The organism is Parendozoicomonas sp. 2304DJ65-17 (genome assembly GCF_058148445.1).
Genome location: NZ_JBYVJV010000003.1, coordinates 24,921 through 41,135, shown reverse-complemented (window position 1 = coordinate 41,135; position 16,215 = coordinate 24,921). Strand labels below are relative to the sequence as shown.

The 16,215-nt window shown below is 48.9% G+C and carries 12 protein-coding genes and 9 tRNA genes; 3 read left to right on the top strand and 18 right to left on the bottom strand.

Going from position 1 to position 16,215, the window contains the following annotated elements; translation table 11 throughout:
• Window positions 1–73: 73 nt before the first annotated feature.
• The 10 genes from lon to ACY2RR_RS09570 all read right to left on the bottom strand — a co-directional run bounded on the left by lon (window position 74) and on the right by ACY2RR_RS09570 (window position 7,518).
• The gene (lon, locus tag ACY2RR_RS09615) at window positions 74–2,488 is read right to left on the bottom strand and encodes an endopeptidase La (protein ID WP_490107927.1); all 2,415 of its coding nucleotides are present in this window, start codon (window positions 2,486–2,488) and stop codon (window positions 74–76) included.
• Window positions 2,489–2,790: 302 nt separating this feature from the next.
• On the bottom strand, window positions 2,791–4,086 hold the full coding sequence (gene clpX, locus ACY2RR_RS09610) for an ATP-dependent Clp protease ATP-binding subunit ClpX (RefSeq protein WP_490107926.1): 1,296 nt from the start codon (window positions 4,084–4,086) through the stop codon (window positions 2,791–2,793).
• A gap of 299 nt (window positions 4,087–4,385) precedes the next feature.
• Window positions 4,386–5,033, bottom strand: coding sequence for an ATP-dependent Clp endopeptidase proteolytic subunit ClpP (clpP, locus tag ACY2RR_RS09605; protein WP_490107925.1), 648 nt, complete (start codon window positions 5,031–5,033; stop codon window positions 4,386–4,388).
• Between the two features lie 90 nt (window positions 5,034–5,123).
• Window positions 5,124–6,479 (bottom strand): trigger factor, encoded by a 1,356-nt coding sequence (gene tig / locus ACY2RR_RS09600; RefSeq protein ID WP_490107924.1) that lies wholly within the window; start codon window positions 6,477–6,479, stop codon window positions 5,124–5,126.
• Window positions 6,480–6,662: 183 nt separating this feature from the next.
• Window positions 6,663–6,747, bottom strand: a tRNA-Leu gene (locus ACY2RR_RS09595).
• 40 nt (window positions 6,748–6,787) lie between these two features.
• Window positions 6,788–6,863, bottom strand: a tRNA-His gene (locus ACY2RR_RS09590).
• 36 nt (window positions 6,864–6,899) lie between these two features.
• A tRNA-His gene (locus ACY2RR_RS09585) sits at window positions 6,900–6,975 on the bottom strand.
• 92 nt (window positions 6,976–7,067) lie between these two features.
• Window positions 7,068–7,143, bottom strand: a tRNA-His gene (locus ACY2RR_RS09580).
• Between the two features lie 154 nt (window positions 7,144–7,297).
• Window positions 7,298–7,374 (bottom strand) — tRNA-Arg (locus ACY2RR_RS09575).
• A 67-nt stretch (window positions 7,375–7,441) separates the two neighbouring features.
• Window positions 7,442–7,518, bottom strand: a tRNA-Pro gene (locus ACY2RR_RS09570).
• A gap of 227 nt (window positions 7,519–7,745) precedes the next feature.
• Between ACY2RR_RS09570 and ACY2RR_RS09565 the strand changes: the two genes are divergently transcribed.
• Entirely contained in the window at window positions 7,746–8,315 is a 570-nt protein-coding gene (locus ACY2RR_RS09565; protein ID WP_490107923.1) for a PhnA domain-containing protein, read from the top strand.
• Between the two features lie 69 nt (window positions 8,316–8,384).
• Here ACY2RR_RS09565 and ACY2RR_RS09560 read toward each other — a convergent pair whose 3' ends face one another.
• Window positions 8,385–9,107 (bottom strand): DUF3581 family protein, encoded by a 723-nt coding sequence (locus ACY2RR_RS09560; protein WP_490107922.1) that lies wholly within the window; start codon window positions 9,105–9,107, stop codon window positions 8,385–8,387.
• Window positions 9,108–9,304: 197 nt separating this feature from the next.
• On the opposite strand from ACY2RR_RS09560, the gene ACY2RR_RS09555 reads away from it, so the two are divergent.
• Window positions 9,305–10,999 carry a serine/threonine-protein kinase gene (locus tag ACY2RR_RS09555; RefSeq protein WP_490107921.1) on the top strand — a complete coding sequence of 565 codons (1,695 nt, stop codon included), beginning with the start codon at window positions 9,305–9,307 and terminating at the stop codon, window positions 10,997–10,999.
• 59 nt (window positions 11,000–11,058) lie between these two features.
• Here ACY2RR_RS09555 and cysS read toward each other — a convergent pair whose 3' ends face one another.
• The 3 genes from cysS to ACY2RR_RS09540 all read right to left on the bottom strand — a co-directional run bounded on the left by cysS (window position 11,059) and on the right by ACY2RR_RS09540 (window position 14,452).
• Window positions 11,059–12,441: a cysteine--tRNA ligase gene (gene cysS / locus ACY2RR_RS09550; protein WP_490107920.1), complete on the bottom strand. Its 1,383-nt coding sequence runs from the start codon at window positions 12,439–12,441 to the stop codon at window positions 11,059–11,061.
• A 33-nt stretch (window positions 12,442–12,474) separates the two neighbouring features.
• Entirely contained in the window at window positions 12,475–14,172 is a 1,698-nt protein-coding gene (locus ACY2RR_RS09545; protein WP_490107919.1) for a glutamine--tRNA ligase/YqeY domain fusion protein, read from the bottom strand.
• A gap of 154 nt (window positions 14,173–14,326) precedes the next feature.
• The gene (locus tag ACY2RR_RS09540) at window positions 14,327–14,452 is read right to left on the bottom strand and encodes a hypothetical protein (protein ID WP_490107918.1); all 126 of its coding nucleotides are present in this window, start codon (window positions 14,450–14,452) and stop codon (window positions 14,327–14,329) included.
• An 83-nt stretch (window positions 14,453–14,535) separates the two neighbouring features.
• Between ACY2RR_RS09540 and yjjX the strand changes: the two genes are divergently transcribed.
• Window positions 14,536–15,150, top strand: coding sequence for an inosine/xanthosine triphosphatase (gene yjjX, locus ACY2RR_RS09535; protein ID WP_490107917.1), 615 nt, complete (start codon window positions 14,536–14,538; stop codon window positions 15,148–15,150).
• A gap of 68 nt (window positions 15,151–15,218) precedes the next feature.
• On the opposite strand, the gene ACY2RR_RS09530 is transcribed toward yjjX, so the two are convergent.
• The 4 genes from ACY2RR_RS09530 to pgsA all read right to left on the bottom strand — a co-directional run bounded on the left by ACY2RR_RS09530 (window position 15,219) and on the right by pgsA (window position 16,206).
• A tRNA-Leu gene (locus ACY2RR_RS09530) sits at window positions 15,219–15,305 on the bottom strand.
• A 62-nt stretch (window positions 15,306–15,367) separates the two neighbouring features.
• A tRNA-Cys gene (locus ACY2RR_RS09525) sits at window positions 15,368–15,441 on the bottom strand.
• 29 nt (window positions 15,442–15,470) lie between these two features.
• Window positions 15,471–15,546, bottom strand: a tRNA-Gly gene (locus ACY2RR_RS09520).
• A 90-nt stretch (window positions 15,547–15,636) separates the two neighbouring features.
• Entirely contained in the window at window positions 15,637–16,206 is a 570-nt protein-coding gene (gene pgsA, locus ACY2RR_RS09515) for a CDP-diacylglycerol--glycerol-3-phosphate 3-phosphatidyltransferase (RefSeq protein ID WP_490107916.1), read from the bottom strand.
• Window positions 16,207–16,215 lie beyond the last annotated feature (9 nt).

Sequence of the window (16,215 nt, the reverse complement as noted above, 5' to 3'; positions counted from 1 at the left end):
GTCAAGAAGACCGCTAAAATAAAGAGCCGACGCGGGAATTTTCTTGCGCCGACTCATTATTACCAGAAATAAATCAGTGGGTATTGATACCTGTTTCCTTGACTTCTTTACCCTCTTCTTCTTTCACCACAGCTTCCGTTTCAACCAGTGGCTTGGGAACATACTGGAGTGCAACCTCAAGAACCTGATCAATCCACTTCACCGGACGAATATCTAGATCCTGTTTGATATTCTCAGGAATCTCCTTCAGGTCACGGGCATTCTCATCAGGAATAAGAACCGTACGAATACCGCCACGGTGAGCGGCAAGCAGTTTCTCTTTCAGGCCACCAATCGCCAGCACCTGACCACGGAGAGTAATCTCACCAGTCATGGCTACGGAAGCACGCACAGGAATACCCGTGAGTACGGAAACCAGCGCTGTGCACATGGCAATACCGGCACTTGGGCCATCTTTAGGCGTCGCACCTTCCGGCACATGGATATGCAGATCGTTCTTTTCGTGGAAGTTCGCAGGAATACCCAGAACTTGTGCACGGCTGCGAACAACAGTCATTGCCGCCTGAATAGACTCCTGCATGACATCACCGAGAGAACCTGTTTTAGTCACCCGGCCCTTGCCAGGGACAGAAACAGTTTCAATTGTCAGCAGCTCACCACCAACGGACGTCCAGGCCAGACCAGTGACCTGACCCACCTGATCCTGTTCTTCGGCAAGACCATAGTTAAACTTACGCACACCGGAGTAATGTTCAAGATCATCAGGACCAACCACATCAGTCACATCTTCACGACCCAGGGCTTTCTCTTTGATAACTCGGCGGCAGATCTTGGCAATTTCGCGCTCAAGACCACGAACACCAGATTCGCGGGTGTAGTAGCGCACCAGGTCACGCACAGCATCATCACTGACGTCCAGCTCACCTTTCTTCAGACCTGTACGTTTCTGCTGCTTAGGCACCAGATAACGACGGGAGATATTAATCTTTTCATCTTCCGTGTAACCCGGAATACGGATCACTTCCATACGATCCAGCAAAGGCGCAGGAATATTCATGGAGTTAGATGTGCAGACAAACATCACGTCTGACAGATCGTAATCCACTTCCAAGTAGTGGTCGTTGAAGGCACTGTTCTGTTCCGGATCAAGAACCTCAAGCAGCGCAGATGCGGGATCACCACGCATATCAACGCCCATCTTATCGATCTCATCCAGCAGGAACAGTGGGTTTTTCACGCCAGATTTAGACATCTTCTGGATCAGCTTGCCAGGCATAGAACCAATATAGGTTCTCCGGTGACCGCGAACCTCAGCCTCATCACGCACGCCACCAAGGGCCATACGCACAAACTTACGGTTAGTGGCCCGGGCAAGAGACTCACCCAAAGAGGTTTTACCAACACCAGGAGGGCCTACCAGACACAGAACCGGACCTTTAAGTTTGCGGACACGTTGCTGCACGGCGAGGTATTCAAGGATACGCTCTTTAACTTCTTCCAGACCGTAATGATCTTCATCAAGAATCTTTTCAGCGCGCTTGAGGTCATGACGAACCTTACTGCGCTTTTTCCAGGGCACATTGATCATCCAGTCAATGTAACCACGCACCACGGTAGCCTCCGCAGACATTGGAGACATCTGCTTGAGCTTCTTCAGCTCAGCCATGGCTTTGTCCATTGCCTCTTTAGGCATTTCTGCCTTTTCAATGGACTCTTTCAGGGCTTCCAGCTCATCCTGCTCATCTTCCAGCGTACCCAGCTCTTTCTGGATAGCCTTCATCTGTTCATTCAGATAGTACTCCCGCTGACTGCGCTCCATCTGCTTCTTAACGCGGCCACGGACACGTTTCTCAACCTGAAGCAGGTCAATCTCGGTTTCCATCAGGTTGATCAGGTATTCAAGACGCTCAACCAGATCAACAATCTCAAGAATCTTCTGCTTCTCTTCAACATTAAGAACCATATGAGAAGCAATACTGTCTGCCAGACGGGCAGGCTCACTTACCTCAGAAAGGGAGCTGAGAACTTCTGCCGGAACCTTCTTGCTCAGCTGAACATACTGCTCAAACTGACTGTAGAGCGACTGGGTAAGAACCTCACCACGACGCTCTTCGACTTCATCTTCTTCGAGAATATCGATAACAGAAGTACAGTATTTGTCCTGCACTTCCATAGATTTCATAACGGCACGCTGGCCGCCTTCAACAAGAACCTTAACGGTGCCATCAGGGAGTTTTAAAAGCTGAAGAATATTGGCGACCGTACCCAGCTCATAAAGATCATCAGAACCCGGATCATCATCCTGGGCATTACGCTGGGCAACAAGAAAAATACGGCGATCAGCTTCCATTGCAGCATCAAGAGCCTGAATGGATTTGTCTCGCCCAACAAACAGGGGAATAACCATGTGAGGATAGACGACGACGTCTCTCAGCGGTAACAGTGGCAGCTCAGTCCTTTCGCGCTGACGAGTATCTTGTTGTTCCATATACAGCCCTCTCTTGTTGTACTTTCCGGTTATCAAAAATACGTTTTAACCGGAGGTGCTCTAATGACCCTGTTGTCATGAAGAGCTTGTCATCTAAGATGAGGGTTCAAGTCACAAAATACAAGGACAAACAGGGTCAAACCTCAGACTCTTACCTGCTCTACAGGTTCCTGCGAAGCAGTCAGTGTCGATAACAGGCGTGAGAATCAGAGAAAGTTAAGACAAACAGTTATGGGTAACTGTTCAGAAAACAAAAGGCCGGGTAACAACCCGGCCTTTTACTGTTACCAAAAACAGAGATGTTATTCCTCAGGCAACGCACGCTGCTGAGGCTGCTCTTTGTTCTCGTACATTAACAGCGGCTCAGAGTCACCACGGATAACACTGCCGTCAACCACAACCTTGGTAATGGTTTTGTCAGACGGAATGTCATACATGGTATCGAGCAGCACGTTCTCCAGAATAGAACGCAATCCACGGGCACCGGTCTTACGCTCCATGGCCTGTTTAGCCACTTCTTCCAGAGCGTCCTGACGGAAGTCCACTTCCACATCTTCCATTTCCAGAAGACGGCCATACTGCTTGGTCAGAGCATTCTTCGGCTCAGTCAGAATGCGAACCAGAGCTTCAGCGTCGAGCTCTTCCAGAGTTGCGATAACCGGCAGACGGCCAACAAACTCAGGAATCAGGCCGAACTTCACCAGATCCTCCGGCTCAACAGTCTTGAACGTTTCACCAACACTCTTGCCGTTATCCTTGCTCTTCACTTCGGCAGTGAAACCAATGCCGCCCTTTTCGGTACGGTCACGGATAACTTTTTCCAGGCCGGCGAACGCACCACCACAGATAAACAGAATGTTAGAGGTATCTACCTGCAGAAATTCCTGCTGAGGATGCTTTCTGCCGCCCTGGGGAGGAACAGAAGCCACCGTTCCTTCAATCAGTTTCAGCAGCGCTTGCTGCACACCTTCACCGGACACGTCACGGGTGATGGATGGGTTGTCAGCCTTGCGGGAAATCTTGTCAATCTCATCGATATAGACGATACCCATCTGGGCTTTTTCTACATCGTAGTCACATTTCTGCAACAGCTTCTGAATAATATTTTCAACGTCTTCACCCACATAACCGGCTTCGGTCAGAGTTGTTGCGTCAGCCATGGTGAAAGGAACGTTAAGAAGACGGGCCAGAGTTTCGGCCAGCAGAGTCTTACCAGAACCAGTCGGTCCGATCAGCAGGATATTGCTCTTGCCGAGCTCCACATCGTCTTTTTTGCGGCTGTCGCCGGCCTGCAGTCGCTTGTAATGGTTATAAACGGCCACAGAAAGGACTTTCTTGGCACGTTGCTGACCAATGACATATTCATCGAGAATATTCTTGATCTCCCGGGGCACAGGCAGCTTTTCGCTGGCACCTTCAGGCACATTCTCCTGAACCTCTTCACGAATAATATCGTTACAGAGATCAACACATTCGTCACAGATGAAGACCGAGGGACCAGCAATGAGCTTGCGCACTTCATGCTGGCTCTTGCCGCAGAAGGAGCAGTAAAGAAGCTTTCCGCCGTCTTCGCCCTTTCCATTTGTTTGGTCGGTCATTCGCTAATACCCTGTTATCACGGGACTATATAATTGAGAAACACAATCGAGAAACAGTCAATAAAGACACAGATTAATAGAAATACGGTCTTTTATCACACTCTTCATCAGAGCCGGCACATCCGGTACCTATCCTGTCCACTCACAAACAAGATGCGGGTTTTATACTGATTTTTCAAGGTCAAACCCCATTCAGTAACAAAACCGGCACAAGATAGCTGCAAAACACTGCCTCAAAATACAGAAAAACCTGCACGGTCACATATTATGACCGCACAGGTTCGGAGATATCAAAGAACCTACTTACCGGACTCATCATCCTGAACGCGGCGATCCATAACCTTATCCACCAGACCATATTTCATGGCATCTTCAGCAGACAGGAAGTTATCCCGGTCAGTATCCTGCTCAACAACCTCAAGAGGCTGGCCAGTATGATGAGCTAGAACCTTGTTGAGTTTTTCCTTGATGGTCAGGATTTCACGGGCATGAATCTCAATATCTGAGGCCTGCCCCTGGAATCCGCCCAGTGGCTGGTGAATCATAACCCGGGAGTGAGGCAGGCAGAAACGCTTACCATTCTCACCGGATGCCAGCAGCAGAGCACCCATACTGGCCGCCTGACCAATACAGTAGGTGCAGACATTTGGCTTGATAAACTGCATGGTATCGTAAATCGCCATACCAGCTGTTACCGAACCACCGGGAGAATTAATGTAGAGATGAATATCCTTGTCAGGATTTTCGGCTTCAAGAAACAGCATTTGGGCAACAATCAGGTTGGCCATATGGTCTTCAACCTGTCCAACCAGGAAGATGACCCGTTCCTTGAGTAATCGGGAGTAGATGTCGTAAGAACGCTCACCGCGAGCAGTTTGTTCCACAACAATCGGCACCAATCCGCTGGCACTGATGTCGGGAGCGCGGTAATCGATAAAATTGGACATATCCTTGGGTGGCTCCTTGTCAGTCTGGAATGCCGCCTTATGGCGACATTCCGTTCAGGGGCCGGGGGGAGTGAAAAACGTCCGCCTTAATCAGGCTTCAGCTTCTTCCTCTTCGGCACCCTCTTCGGTTTTGGCCGGGGCCGGCTTGATAGCTTCTTCGTAGCCGCAGGCCTTTTCAGTTACCTGAGCAGCTTCAAGAATAGTATCTACCACCTGCTCTTCGAGCACAACATACTGAACCTGACTCAGTTGCTGTTCGTTACCGTAGTACCAATCGATAACCTGCTGAGGCTCTTGATAAGCAGAAGCGATCTCTTCAATCATAGCCCGAACACGATCTTCATCGGCCTTCAGCTCTTTCGCCTTAACGATTTCGCCAACAATCAGACCAAGACGTACGCGCTTCTCAGCTTCAGCCTTGAACATTTCGCCTGGCAGCGCGGAAGCGTCCAGACCCTGCATGCCCTGACCAGCGAAACGCTGAACAGCCTGCTCCTTCAGACGATCAATTTCCTGATCAACCAGAGCGGCTGGCAGGTCAACAGCGTGAACGTCCAGCAGACCATCCATAACCTGATTCTTAACCTTGTTCTTAACTGCCTGGCTCAGCTCACGATTCATGTTCTTGGTGATTTCAGTGCGGAAACCTTCCAGACCACCTTCCTTCACGCCGTAACGGGCAAAGAAGTCATCATCCATTTCAGGCAGAACAGGCTTTTTCACTGTCTTAACAGCGATAGCGAAGACAGCGTCTTTACCTTTCAGGTTTTCAGCCTGGTAATCTTCAGGGAAAGTGACGTTAACGTCTTTCTCTTCACCGGCCTTCATGCCAACGATACCGTCTTCAAAACCTGGGATCATGCGACCGGAGCCCAGCTCCAATTCCTGACCCTCAGCAGCGCCGCCGTCGAAAGCTTCGCCATCAACAGTGCCCTTGAAGTCGATAACAACAGTGTCGCCCAGTTCAGCAACAGCGTCTTCAGCCACTTCTTCAAAAGACTTGCTCTGCTCACGCAGGGTTTCCAGCATTTTGGAAACGTCTTCGTCAGCCACTTCAGCTACAGGCTTTTCAACCGCGATCTTGGAGAAATCACCCAGTTCGATTTCAGGGTAAACTTCCAGAACAGCGATGAATTCCAGATCGCTACCTTCTTCAATATTTTTGGGTTCAATTTTAGGAGCGCCTGCAGGGTGCAGTTCTTCCTTGATCACGGCTTCCATATAGGAAGACTGCATGACCTCACCCAGGACTTCCTGGCGTGCACTCAGACCGTAGCGCTTTTTAACTACCTTAAACGGTACTTTGCCAGGACGGAAACCGTCCAGCTTCACCTGCTTACTCATTTTCTTCAGGCGGGCATCCACCTGAGTCTCTACGGTTTCAGCAGGTACCGTAATAGTCAAACGGCGCTCGAGGCCGGAAGTCGTTTCAAGTGAGACTTGCATGGTTAATCCTCATAAACCAAGTGTTGCTACGAGCGTTTTTCAGTTGAAAGCTCAGAAAAGTGCAACAGGGTATCAGATTCTTTGGTCGCACAGAACAAAGCTTTTCAGCGGACTGCAGATTTGCACGACATTCACGTACGAAAAAAGGGGATAAGCATGCTTATCCCCTTAATTCAAATTTAATGGTGCGGATGGAGAGACTCGAACTCTCACGCCTTTCGGCACTGGTACCTAAAACCAGCGTGTCTACCAATTCCACCACATCCGCAGATCAATCAATTATCCAAATATCGAATAATTAATCAAATTGGGGTGGACGAAGGGGATCGAACCCTCGACCGCAGGAGTCACAATCCTGAGCTCTACCAACTGAGCTACGTCCACCATCAAACCGAAAAACAAGACCAACCCAAAGGGGAATGGGGTGGACGAAGGGGATCGAACCCTCGACCGCAGGAGTCACAATCCTGAGCTCTACCAACTGAGCTACGTCCACCATCTTATCTTTCAAACACTTATCAAAAAGCCCACTGGACCCTCTGACAACTGAAAACGTTATTTTATAACCATTTCCAGCATTTTTTAAAGTGGGGTGGACGAAGGGGATCGAACCCTCGACCGCAGGAGTCACAATCCTGAGCTCTACCAACTGAGCTACGTCCACCACAATTCTTTAAAACGCAAGGCTTTCACACCCCACAAGCAGATCGGCATACTACCTGACCCACCAAAACTTACAAGCCCTACCAACAAATCCTAGACACAAGAAAAAAACCGCAGAAGGCGACAAAAATAAATGCACTGGGAAGTTTTGGAAATGGCACGCCCGGCAGGATTCGAACCTGCGACCGATGGCTTAGAAGGCCATTGCTCTATCCAACTGAGCTACGGGCGCTCGAAAACTGTCAGACAACTACTAACCCATAAACATGAGCCGTTAAAACAATCTGAATTCTCAAAACTGGTCGGGGTAGAGAGATTCGAACTCCCGACATCCTGCTCCCAAAGCAGGCGCGCTACCAGACTGCGCTATACCCCGAAACTTGTTGCTGAATGCGTTGCCGTGTTCAGCAGACGCGGCGAATATTACTGATCCATGAGGCCTTCGTCAACGGCAAAAAACACATCACCAACAAACAGTTAACTCATATCGAACTTATTACAGATTAAGCAGAAATATAAGAAACAGCCACTATCTCTCCTACCTTTCTTATAATTAAGCGCCACCCCATAATACGCCGCCTTAACTTTCCCAGGTGTAAAACCATGACCGTTGAACAAACCCTGCATCAGCGCAGCGAATCCAAGTGCGAACTTTGCAGCTCTGAAGACAATCTTGGCGTGTACGAAGTTGCCCCTTCAGATTCTTCAGCTGATCAGTGCGCATTGATTTGTCAGAAGTGTCAGGGCCAGATCAATTCCAGCGAACTGGATGAAAACCACTGGCATTGCCTGCGGGACAGCATGTGGAACCCCAACCCTGCTGTACAGGTAATGGCGTGGCGCCTACTGAAGAGCCTGCCTGCCGGAGGCTGGGCACAGGATTTACTGGATATACTCTATCTGGAAGATGATATCCAGAAATGGGCAGAAGCCGGATTAAGCGGTGACGATGAAGATAATGCGCCGACCTTAGATAGTAACGGCACCCCTCTTCAAGATGGCGACACTGTTACCATTATTAAAGACCTTGTGGTAAAAGGCGCCGGCTTCACCGCCAAACGGGGAACAGCGGTTCGAAACATCTCCCTAACCTCGAACCCCGATCACATTGAAGGCCGGGTCAATGGCACCCGCATCGTACTGCTGAGCTGCTACCTGAAAAAATCCAACTAATTCTTTCAGCCAAAACAAAGAAGGGGCTTCGTTTGAAGCCCCTTCTTTATATATTCAATTCAAAAACGCTCAGGCCGCAAAACCACCCTGATAGTCATCTCGCCGCCGAATATACTGATCAACAATGTCATCCATAACCGGCTGATCGAATTCACGAAGACTGGAGAGAACCATGGTCTTCTTACCGCGCCCAACGACTTCACCGCCATCCTTAAAAATAAATTCCAGAGAAACATTACCGCGACGACCATCCACCTGCAGTTCAGCACCACAAGCTTCCAGCTCAGGATTCACAAGATCTGTACGGTCCAGATCAATGGACATGCTTTCATAAATCACTAATGGGCGTGCCGGGTTAATCATCACGCCGCCATCTTTCATTAACGGCACCAGCACGTGAGGGAAGTTTTCTCCGGAAAACGCCACATAACTACGAATCAATTTTTCAATAACACCAGCATCCGTAATTCGCTCGCCATCACTGCAAATTTCCAGATATTCCTTACCGGATTCATTTGCCAGCGCTTTGCATCCACTGGGCAAGTCAATTAACGACAATGATTCATCGTCACCAACCATTCCTTTAAAGTGAACACGCAGGCTTTTACTCACCCCTTCCTCCGCAAGAATCTTGGCAAACAGAAGATCACCAGGCACACAGAATCTTTTGCTATCAACATCGTGAATAGGATTAAAATCGTTAGCCACCTGCTTGGCAAACTGACTGGCCTGCTCGCGGGTAAAAGAAAAACGATTATTGGCCTGAGGAGTAAAGAAACGAGTCAAAAACATACTGTGCGCCAAGGGATAATTCCCTTACATGTCTCCGGAAGATTGGAATAAGGCCATCATAAACCAGAGCCTTGTAATTTCTGTATGGTAAAAACGTAGTTTTTTGTACACAGCCCTTCTCAATGCAACCTGCACAATAGCAACTACTCTACCCCTCTGTGCAATCCTTGCACCGAAATAGCAGCATAAAGGCAACGATGCGTATAAAGTTTTGGATTAACAACCTCATCCTTATTTGTCTTTGCGGTACATGTCTTCCTGTCTACAGCACCTGGTACATAACCATTTTAAAAACAAATGGCACCACTGCGAACATTAAACAAATAGTGAGCAAACAACTTATTGACCAAGAGTGGATAACAGTCACCATTCGCCCCCTCACAGAAGCCTCACCACCATCTCCCTCAGATTTCAAAAAATTAATAAAAGTAGAACAGCCCGGCATCCCATTAAAGAGATACATGGGAGAGAACAACGCGACTTTCCTCGTTGGAGAAAAACTCGGAGCTTCAGGAAACATGCTATTTGCATGCTGGCTTATCAATGATGAGACAGACTACGATGGTCATCGCACCACCCTTGGACAATTATTCACCCAAATCCTTCACGCACGCCCCACCGCAGATCTAGACCTCACACCCCATGAGGCAAAACTCAGCAAAACAGTTAAGGGTTCCCCAGATTACCTTGAAATACCAACTATCAAAGAGGGCAAAGGAAAACTATTCACACTCTCAAACATCACCTTTTCAGGGATAACACGACACACGATCACACCAACCAGTCATCCCCCTCAAACACCCATGGAAGGCCTCATCCAGACATTCGGGACACTTACCCTCGAAAAAAAACCAAGTGCTTTTAGAACGCCACAACCCAAATATACCCCAATGCCTCCGCCAAGCACTCCTGCAACAACCGCAACCCCTCCCTCAATTCCGACATTATCAGGAGAGCGGGATTACCCATCCTTTGTACAGCTTGAAGCCATGGGAATAGAAAATCGTCCCGAATTACTTAACTGGCGCTTTTATAACGAACTCCATACCGGAAAGTTTGGAGCCGTTCATTTATATAAAGCCCCAAAACCTGGAAAGGAAATGCTTGTTTTCAAGAAGATAAACCTGCAGCACGAAAAGGCTCGCTTTCTCTATCGTGAAGCCTACTTTTTGAAAGAGCTCCAACACGAAGCCATTGTGCAAATCCAGGGTATGGCAATCAATCAGACAGACAATGGTGAGGAACTATGGCTGGCACTTGAGTACATTCCACATGGTGACATGAAAAGCCTGCTACGAAACGAACACTTCCGATTCACACACCAAAACATTCGAAGAATCACTCAGGTTATCGCCAAAACCATTCAGTACATCCACCATCGCCACTATGCCCACAGAGATTTAAAGCCAAGAAATATCCTTCTGACTTTTGACGGTCTAAATCCCATCATGATCAAACTGGCTGACTTTGGATTGGCTAGCTACGCCGGCCCCGACGCAACCATTCTGCTAAAAAGTGGCAGTGCAAACTACATCTCAACAGAGATCATGTCCGCCAGTGGCCCCATAGAAAATGTAATGGCTGGAGACATCTGGGGAATAGGCGTTCTTGTGATCACTGCATTTACAGGTGACAACCCTTACCCACATACACTAAACCGACAGGAATTGTTCCAATGGCGTACCGACAATCCAGACAAAGAACCCGGCACTCCCCACTTCAAAAGACGATTGCGACAATGGTCACCCCCCATACCCGAAGAAGCCATTGACGCAGTTCAATTCTGCTGCGCCCCTCTACCAGAACGACCTGATATCGACCAGCTCATGAGCCATCCCTACTTCCAAAGCACCCCAGAAAAAGGGACCTCTCTCCCTCACGCCAACCTCTAAAAAGAAAAAGCACCCATAGGTGCTTTTTCAAGGTCATACTTTACTGGAATAACATCACATCAACGTTCAATCTGCCAAGTTGTACCTTCGCGGGTATCCTTCAGTTGCACGCCCTTCTCTGCAAGCTCCTCACGTACACGATCCGCTTCGGCAAAATTCTTTGCCTTTTTGGCCGCCTTACGCTTTTCGATCATTTCCAGAATCCAGGCTTCATCAACATCACCACCGGATTTCAGGAATGACTCAGGATTGTCCTGCAGAATACCCAGAACAGCACCCAGCTCTTTCACCAGAGCAGCCAGCTCAGATGCATTGCCAGCCTTGTCTGCGCGCGCCTTGTTCAGGGCTCGTACCAGCTCAAACAGCACACCCAAAGCTTCCGGAGTATTAAAATCATCCTCCATTGCCTTATGGAAACGCTGCTCAAATTCAGTACCCCGCTCAGGCGCCACTCCTTCAACATCCAGACCATTCAGAGACGTATACAAACGCTCCAGACGAACAGCCGCTTCTTTGAGGCTATCTTCTGAATAATTGATTGGGCTACGGTACTGACTGGAGATCAGGAAGTAACGCACAACCTCAGCCGGATACTTTTCCAAGACTTCACGGATGGTGAAGAAGTTGCCCAGACTCTTGGACATCTTTTCGTTATCCACCCGCACAGCACCAGCATGCATCCAGGTGTTTACAAAGGCTTTGCCATTAGCTGCTTCACTCTGTGCAATTTCGTTTTCATGGTGCGGGAACTTAAGATCCGGGCCACCGCCATGAATATCAAACGTTTCGCCAAGGCAGCACTTACCCATAGCGGAGCACTCAATATGCCAGCCAGGGCGACCGTTACCCCAGGGAGATTCCCAGTAAGGCTCGCCCTCTTTCGCCCCTTTCCAGAGCACGAAATCCAGCGGATCTTCTTTCTGCTCTTCCACACCAATGCGGGCACCGGCCTGCAGCTCTTCCAGAATCTTGCCGGACAGCTTGCCGTAGCCTTCAAACTTATGAACCCGGTAATACACATCGCCATTACCCGGCGCATACGCAAAGCCCTTGTCGATCAGCGTGCTGATCATGTCCTGCATTTCAGCGATATAAGCCGTTGCCTTTGGTTCTTCATCGGGAGGAAGAACCCCCAGCTCAGCGCCGTCTTTGTGCATCTCGGCAATCATACGGGTGGTGAGATCGGTGAACTCTTCACCATTCTCGTTCGCACGCTTGATGATCTTGTCATCAACATCGGTAATGTTGCGAACATAGGTCACCTTGTATCCGCGGGAACGCAAATAACGGGTCACCACATCGAAAGACACCAGCACCCGGGCGTGCCCGATATGACAGAGGTCGTATACGGTCATACCGCACACATACATACGAACCTCGCCGTCATGAATCGGCTTAAACTCTTCCTTTTTACGGGACAGGGTGTTGTAAATCTGTAACACGTCAGTTTCCCTCAACTGTCTCAGCAGGTTGCCTTACGCTTTGGCAGCCCAAGTGTCTTTCAGGCCAATCGTCAGGTTAAACACAGGCTTTTCAGCACTGTGGTCGTAACGATCCGCGACAAAGTATCCCTCACGCTCGAACTGGAAGCTCTGCTCCGGGTCAGCATTTACCAGACTTGGCTCAACCCAGGCTTCGGTGACCTTGAAAGACTCAGGGTTCATATGAGTCAGGAAGTCCTCATCACCACGGTCTGGAGCTTCATGGTTGAACAGGCGATCATAAATACGCAGCTCAGCCTTCTTACCAAGCTCAGCGGACACCCAGTGAATTACACCACGGGGGCGAACACCTTCTGGTGGATTCTCACCCACGGTGCCAGGCACATAGCTGCAACGGATTTCTACAATCTCACCGCTTTCGTCCTTGATGGTTTCCTCATGTTTAATCACATAAGCACCACGCAAACGAATATATTCCTCACTGACCAGACGCTTGAACTTCTTACGGGACAAAGTGTTGTCTTCGTTAAAGTCCGCACGGTCAACATACAGCTCGCGGGTAAACGGCAGCGTACGCTCACCCAACTCAGGACGATTCGGATGAACCGGAGCCGTCATATTCTGGGTTTCACCTTCTGGCAGATTGGTAATGACAACCTTCAAAGGATTCAGAACCGCCATGGCGCGACCAGCATTGGTGTTCAGGTCATCACGAATCGCATGCTCCAGCATGGAGAAATCAGCAATACCATCCGTACGGCTGATGCCGACCATTTCCGCAAACTTGCGAATAGAACCCGGCGTGTAACCACGGCGACGCATACCAGAAACAGTTGGCATACGAGGATCATCCCAGCCGGTGACTAGTTTTTCATCGACAAGGCGCTTCAGCTTACGCTTGGACGTCACTACATAGTTCAGGTTGGTACGGGCAAACTCATACTGAGTTGGCTTGGCCGGTACCGGCAGATTTTCCAGAAACCATTCATACAGAGGGCGGTGATCCTGGAACTCCAGAGTACAGATGGAGTGAGTCACGCCCTCAATGGCATCTTCCTGCCCATGAGCAAAATCATAGCTCGGGTAGATGCACCACTTGTCGCCGGTCTGGTGGTGAGCAACCTTACGAATACGGTATAGCACCGGATCGCGCATATTCATGTTGGCACTCTGCAGGTCGATCTTGGCACGCAGACAGGCTTTGCCTTCTTCGTACTCGCCGGCACGCATTCTTTCGAATTCGGCCAGGTTTTCTTCCACACTCTTGTTGCGGTCTGCAGTTTCCACACCGGGCTTATTAAAGTTGCCTCGTTTTTCACGCATGGTTTCTGCGTCCTGGTGATCCACATAGGCCTTGCCTTCGCGAATCAAATGCAGCGCCCACTCGTAGAACTGGTCAAAGTAGCTGGAGGCGAAACGAACATTGCCCGCCCACTGGAAGCCCAGCCATTCTACATCTTCCTGAATCGCGTCGATGTAAACCTGTTCTTCTTTTTCCGGGTTTGTGTCATCAAAACGCAGGTTACACTCACCTTCGTACTTTTCCGCCAGACCAAAGTTCAGGCAGATAGAGGTGGCATGCCCCACATGCAGGAAGCCATTAGGCTCCGGCGGAAAGCGGGTGACAATTTTGTTTCCGGGAACACGGCCTTCTGCGAGGTCGCGCTCTATAATCTGTTCCAGAAAATTACTGGCTTTACCTGCTTCACAGGATTTGTCTGTTTTGCTCATGGGTTGCGTGGGTAGCTTTTAAGAGATAAATACCGGTCGCCTTGCTGAAAAAAGGAACCGCTCCTGCGTTCATATTAGCCACAGAGTTGTGAATGAGCGTCAGGTTTGTCCTTTAGAGCATGACAACAGAAGAAAATCTGTTTAACGCGCTTGGTTATTGCGGTTGCTGAACAGCCTGTTGCTGCGCCTGATCAGCAACCATACTACAGCCGCCTACGCCAACAATCACAGCACCCACGAATACAGCTGTCAGCACACTGACCAGCATTTTGCGCATCATCAAACAAATTCCTTATACAACCTCCCGGGAACCCGGGAAGAAAGACACCAAACATCCCTGAAAAAGGGAAATTTCACACGAATGTGCAGATTATCATTATCACCGGAACAGGTACAATTCCACGCTTAATTACTTCCACAAATATTGAGAAGGCACCTGTTTTGCCCAATAGCACCACTCCAGACACCATCAGTATTATTGTTGCCTCAATGAACCCTGCAAAAATCAAAGCGGTAGAAAGCGCCTTTGCGGAAGTTTTTCAGCAACAACTTAACGTTACCGGCATAAAAGTCGCCAGCAATGTTGCTGAACAACCCATGACTGATGCCGAAACTCTTCTCGGTGCCCGCAATCGGGTAAACAATGCCCAAAAAGAACAACCATCAGCGGATTACTGGGTAGGTCTTGAAGCCGGCATTGAAGGCGACCACACCTTTGCCTGGATGGTTATCTGTAACGGCAAACAAAATGGAGAAGCCCGCTCAGCCAGCCTTCCTCTGCCACCAGCAGCACTTAACGGCGTAAAAACAGGAAAAGAATTGGGTGATGTAATGGATGAGCAGTTCGGCACATCCAATATCAAACAGAAAGGTGGGGCGATTGGATTACTGACCAAAGGCATCCTTACCCGCTCATCTGTCTATCATCAGGCACTGATTCTGGCCTTGATCCCATTCGTGAACGAAGAAAGATTTTAAAATTTACAAACCCAGAAACGAAAAAACTCCGGAAAGTCCGGAGTTTTTTAAATACGAAACGCAAAATATGGTGCCCGGAGCCGGAATCGAACCGGCACGACCTAATGGTCGGCAGATTTTAAGTCTGCTGTGTCTACCAATTTCACCACCCGGGCAGAGTATCGCCATTCAGGCAATCTACAAAAAAACATCGAAACGTAATGGTTCGATGTAGATTTGGAGGCGAGTACCGGAGTCGAACCGGTCTAAATGGAGTTGCAGTCCACTGCATAACCGCTTTGCTAACTCGCCTTTATTTCACCACTCTATAACAAAAAGAGTGGAGCGGGAAACGAGATTCGAACTCGCGACCCCAACCTTGGCAAGGTTGTGCTCTACCAGCTGAGCTATTCCCGCATTTCGTCTTTCTCTCTGGGCAGCCCCAGAAGACGAGCGCTATTTTATGAATCTGCGCTTATATGTCAATACGCTGATATATAAAGAGTTTTATTTCTCTTCTTTAAAAGGCGTAAGATCAGGCCAGGCGGCCTTCAAATAAACCATCATCGACCAGATTGTCAGAACCGCAGCCACCAGCAACAGTATCAAGCCAGCAATACCTACCAGCCCTTCACCAAGCTCATTCCCCTTGGTGAGCAGAAGCAAAGTAATAGAACCCATCTGCGCAGCGGTTTTCAGCTTACCGATAAAATTAACCGCCACGCTGGTGCGTTTGCCCAGCTCAGCCATCCATTCACGCAGAGCAGAAATCACAATTTCACGGCTGATAATAATAAGACCAGGAATGGTCATCATCGGGCTATCAAACTTCTCAATCAGAATTGCCAGAGCAACGGCCACCATCACTTTATCAGCGACAGGATCAAGAAAGGCTCCGAACGGAGTTGTCTGGTTCAAACGACGAGCAAGATAACCATCAAACCAGTCAGTGAACGACGCCACCATAAAGACAATGGCTGCCACAAGATATGTCCATTGGAATGGCAGGTAATGAATCACCACGATTACCGGGATCAACAGCAGACGGATAAGGGTAAGTATGTTCGGAATATTCATGGTGTACGG

Excerpts from the sequence above, each read along its gene's own strand:
- tig (WP_490107924.1), bottom strand. The coding sequence starts at position 6,479 with ATGCAAGTCTCACTTGAAACGACTTCCGGCCTCGAGCGCCGTTTGACT.
- lon (WP_490107927.1), bottom strand. The coding sequence starts at position 2,488 with ATGGAACAACAAGATACTCGTCAGCGCGAAAGGACTGAGCTGCCACTG.
- ACY2RR_RS09540 (WP_490107918.1), bottom strand. The coding sequence starts at position 14,452 with ATGATGCGCAAAATGCTGGTCAGTGTGCTGACAGCTGTATTCGTGGGT.
- ACY2RR_RS09560 (WP_490107922.1), bottom strand. The coding sequence starts at position 9,107 with ATGTTTTTGACTCGTTTCTTTACTCCTCAGGCCAATAATCGTTTTTCT.
- clpX (WP_490107926.1), bottom strand. The coding sequence starts at position 4,086 with ATGACCGACCAAACAAATGGAAAGGGCGAAGACGGCGGAAAGCTTCTT.
- pgsA (WP_490107916.1), bottom strand. The coding sequence starts at position 16,206 with ATGAATATTCCGAACATACTTACCCTTATCCGTCTGCTGTTGATCCCG.
- ACY2RR_RS09555 (WP_490107921.1), top strand. The coding sequence starts at position 9,305 with ATGCGTATAAAGTTTTGGATTAACAACCTCATCCTTATTTGTCTTTGC.
- ACY2RR_RS09545 (WP_490107919.1), bottom strand. The coding sequence starts at position 14,172 with ATGAGCAAAACAGACAAATCCTGTGAAGCAGGTAAAGCCAGTAATTTT.
- ACY2RR_RS09565 (WP_490107923.1), top strand. The coding sequence starts at position 7,746 with ATGACCGTTGAACAAACCCTGCATCAGCGCAGCGAATCCAAGTGCGAA.
- clpP (WP_490107925.1), bottom strand. The coding sequence starts at position 5,033 with ATGTCCAATTTTATCGATTACCGCGCTCCCGACATCAGTGCCAGCGGA.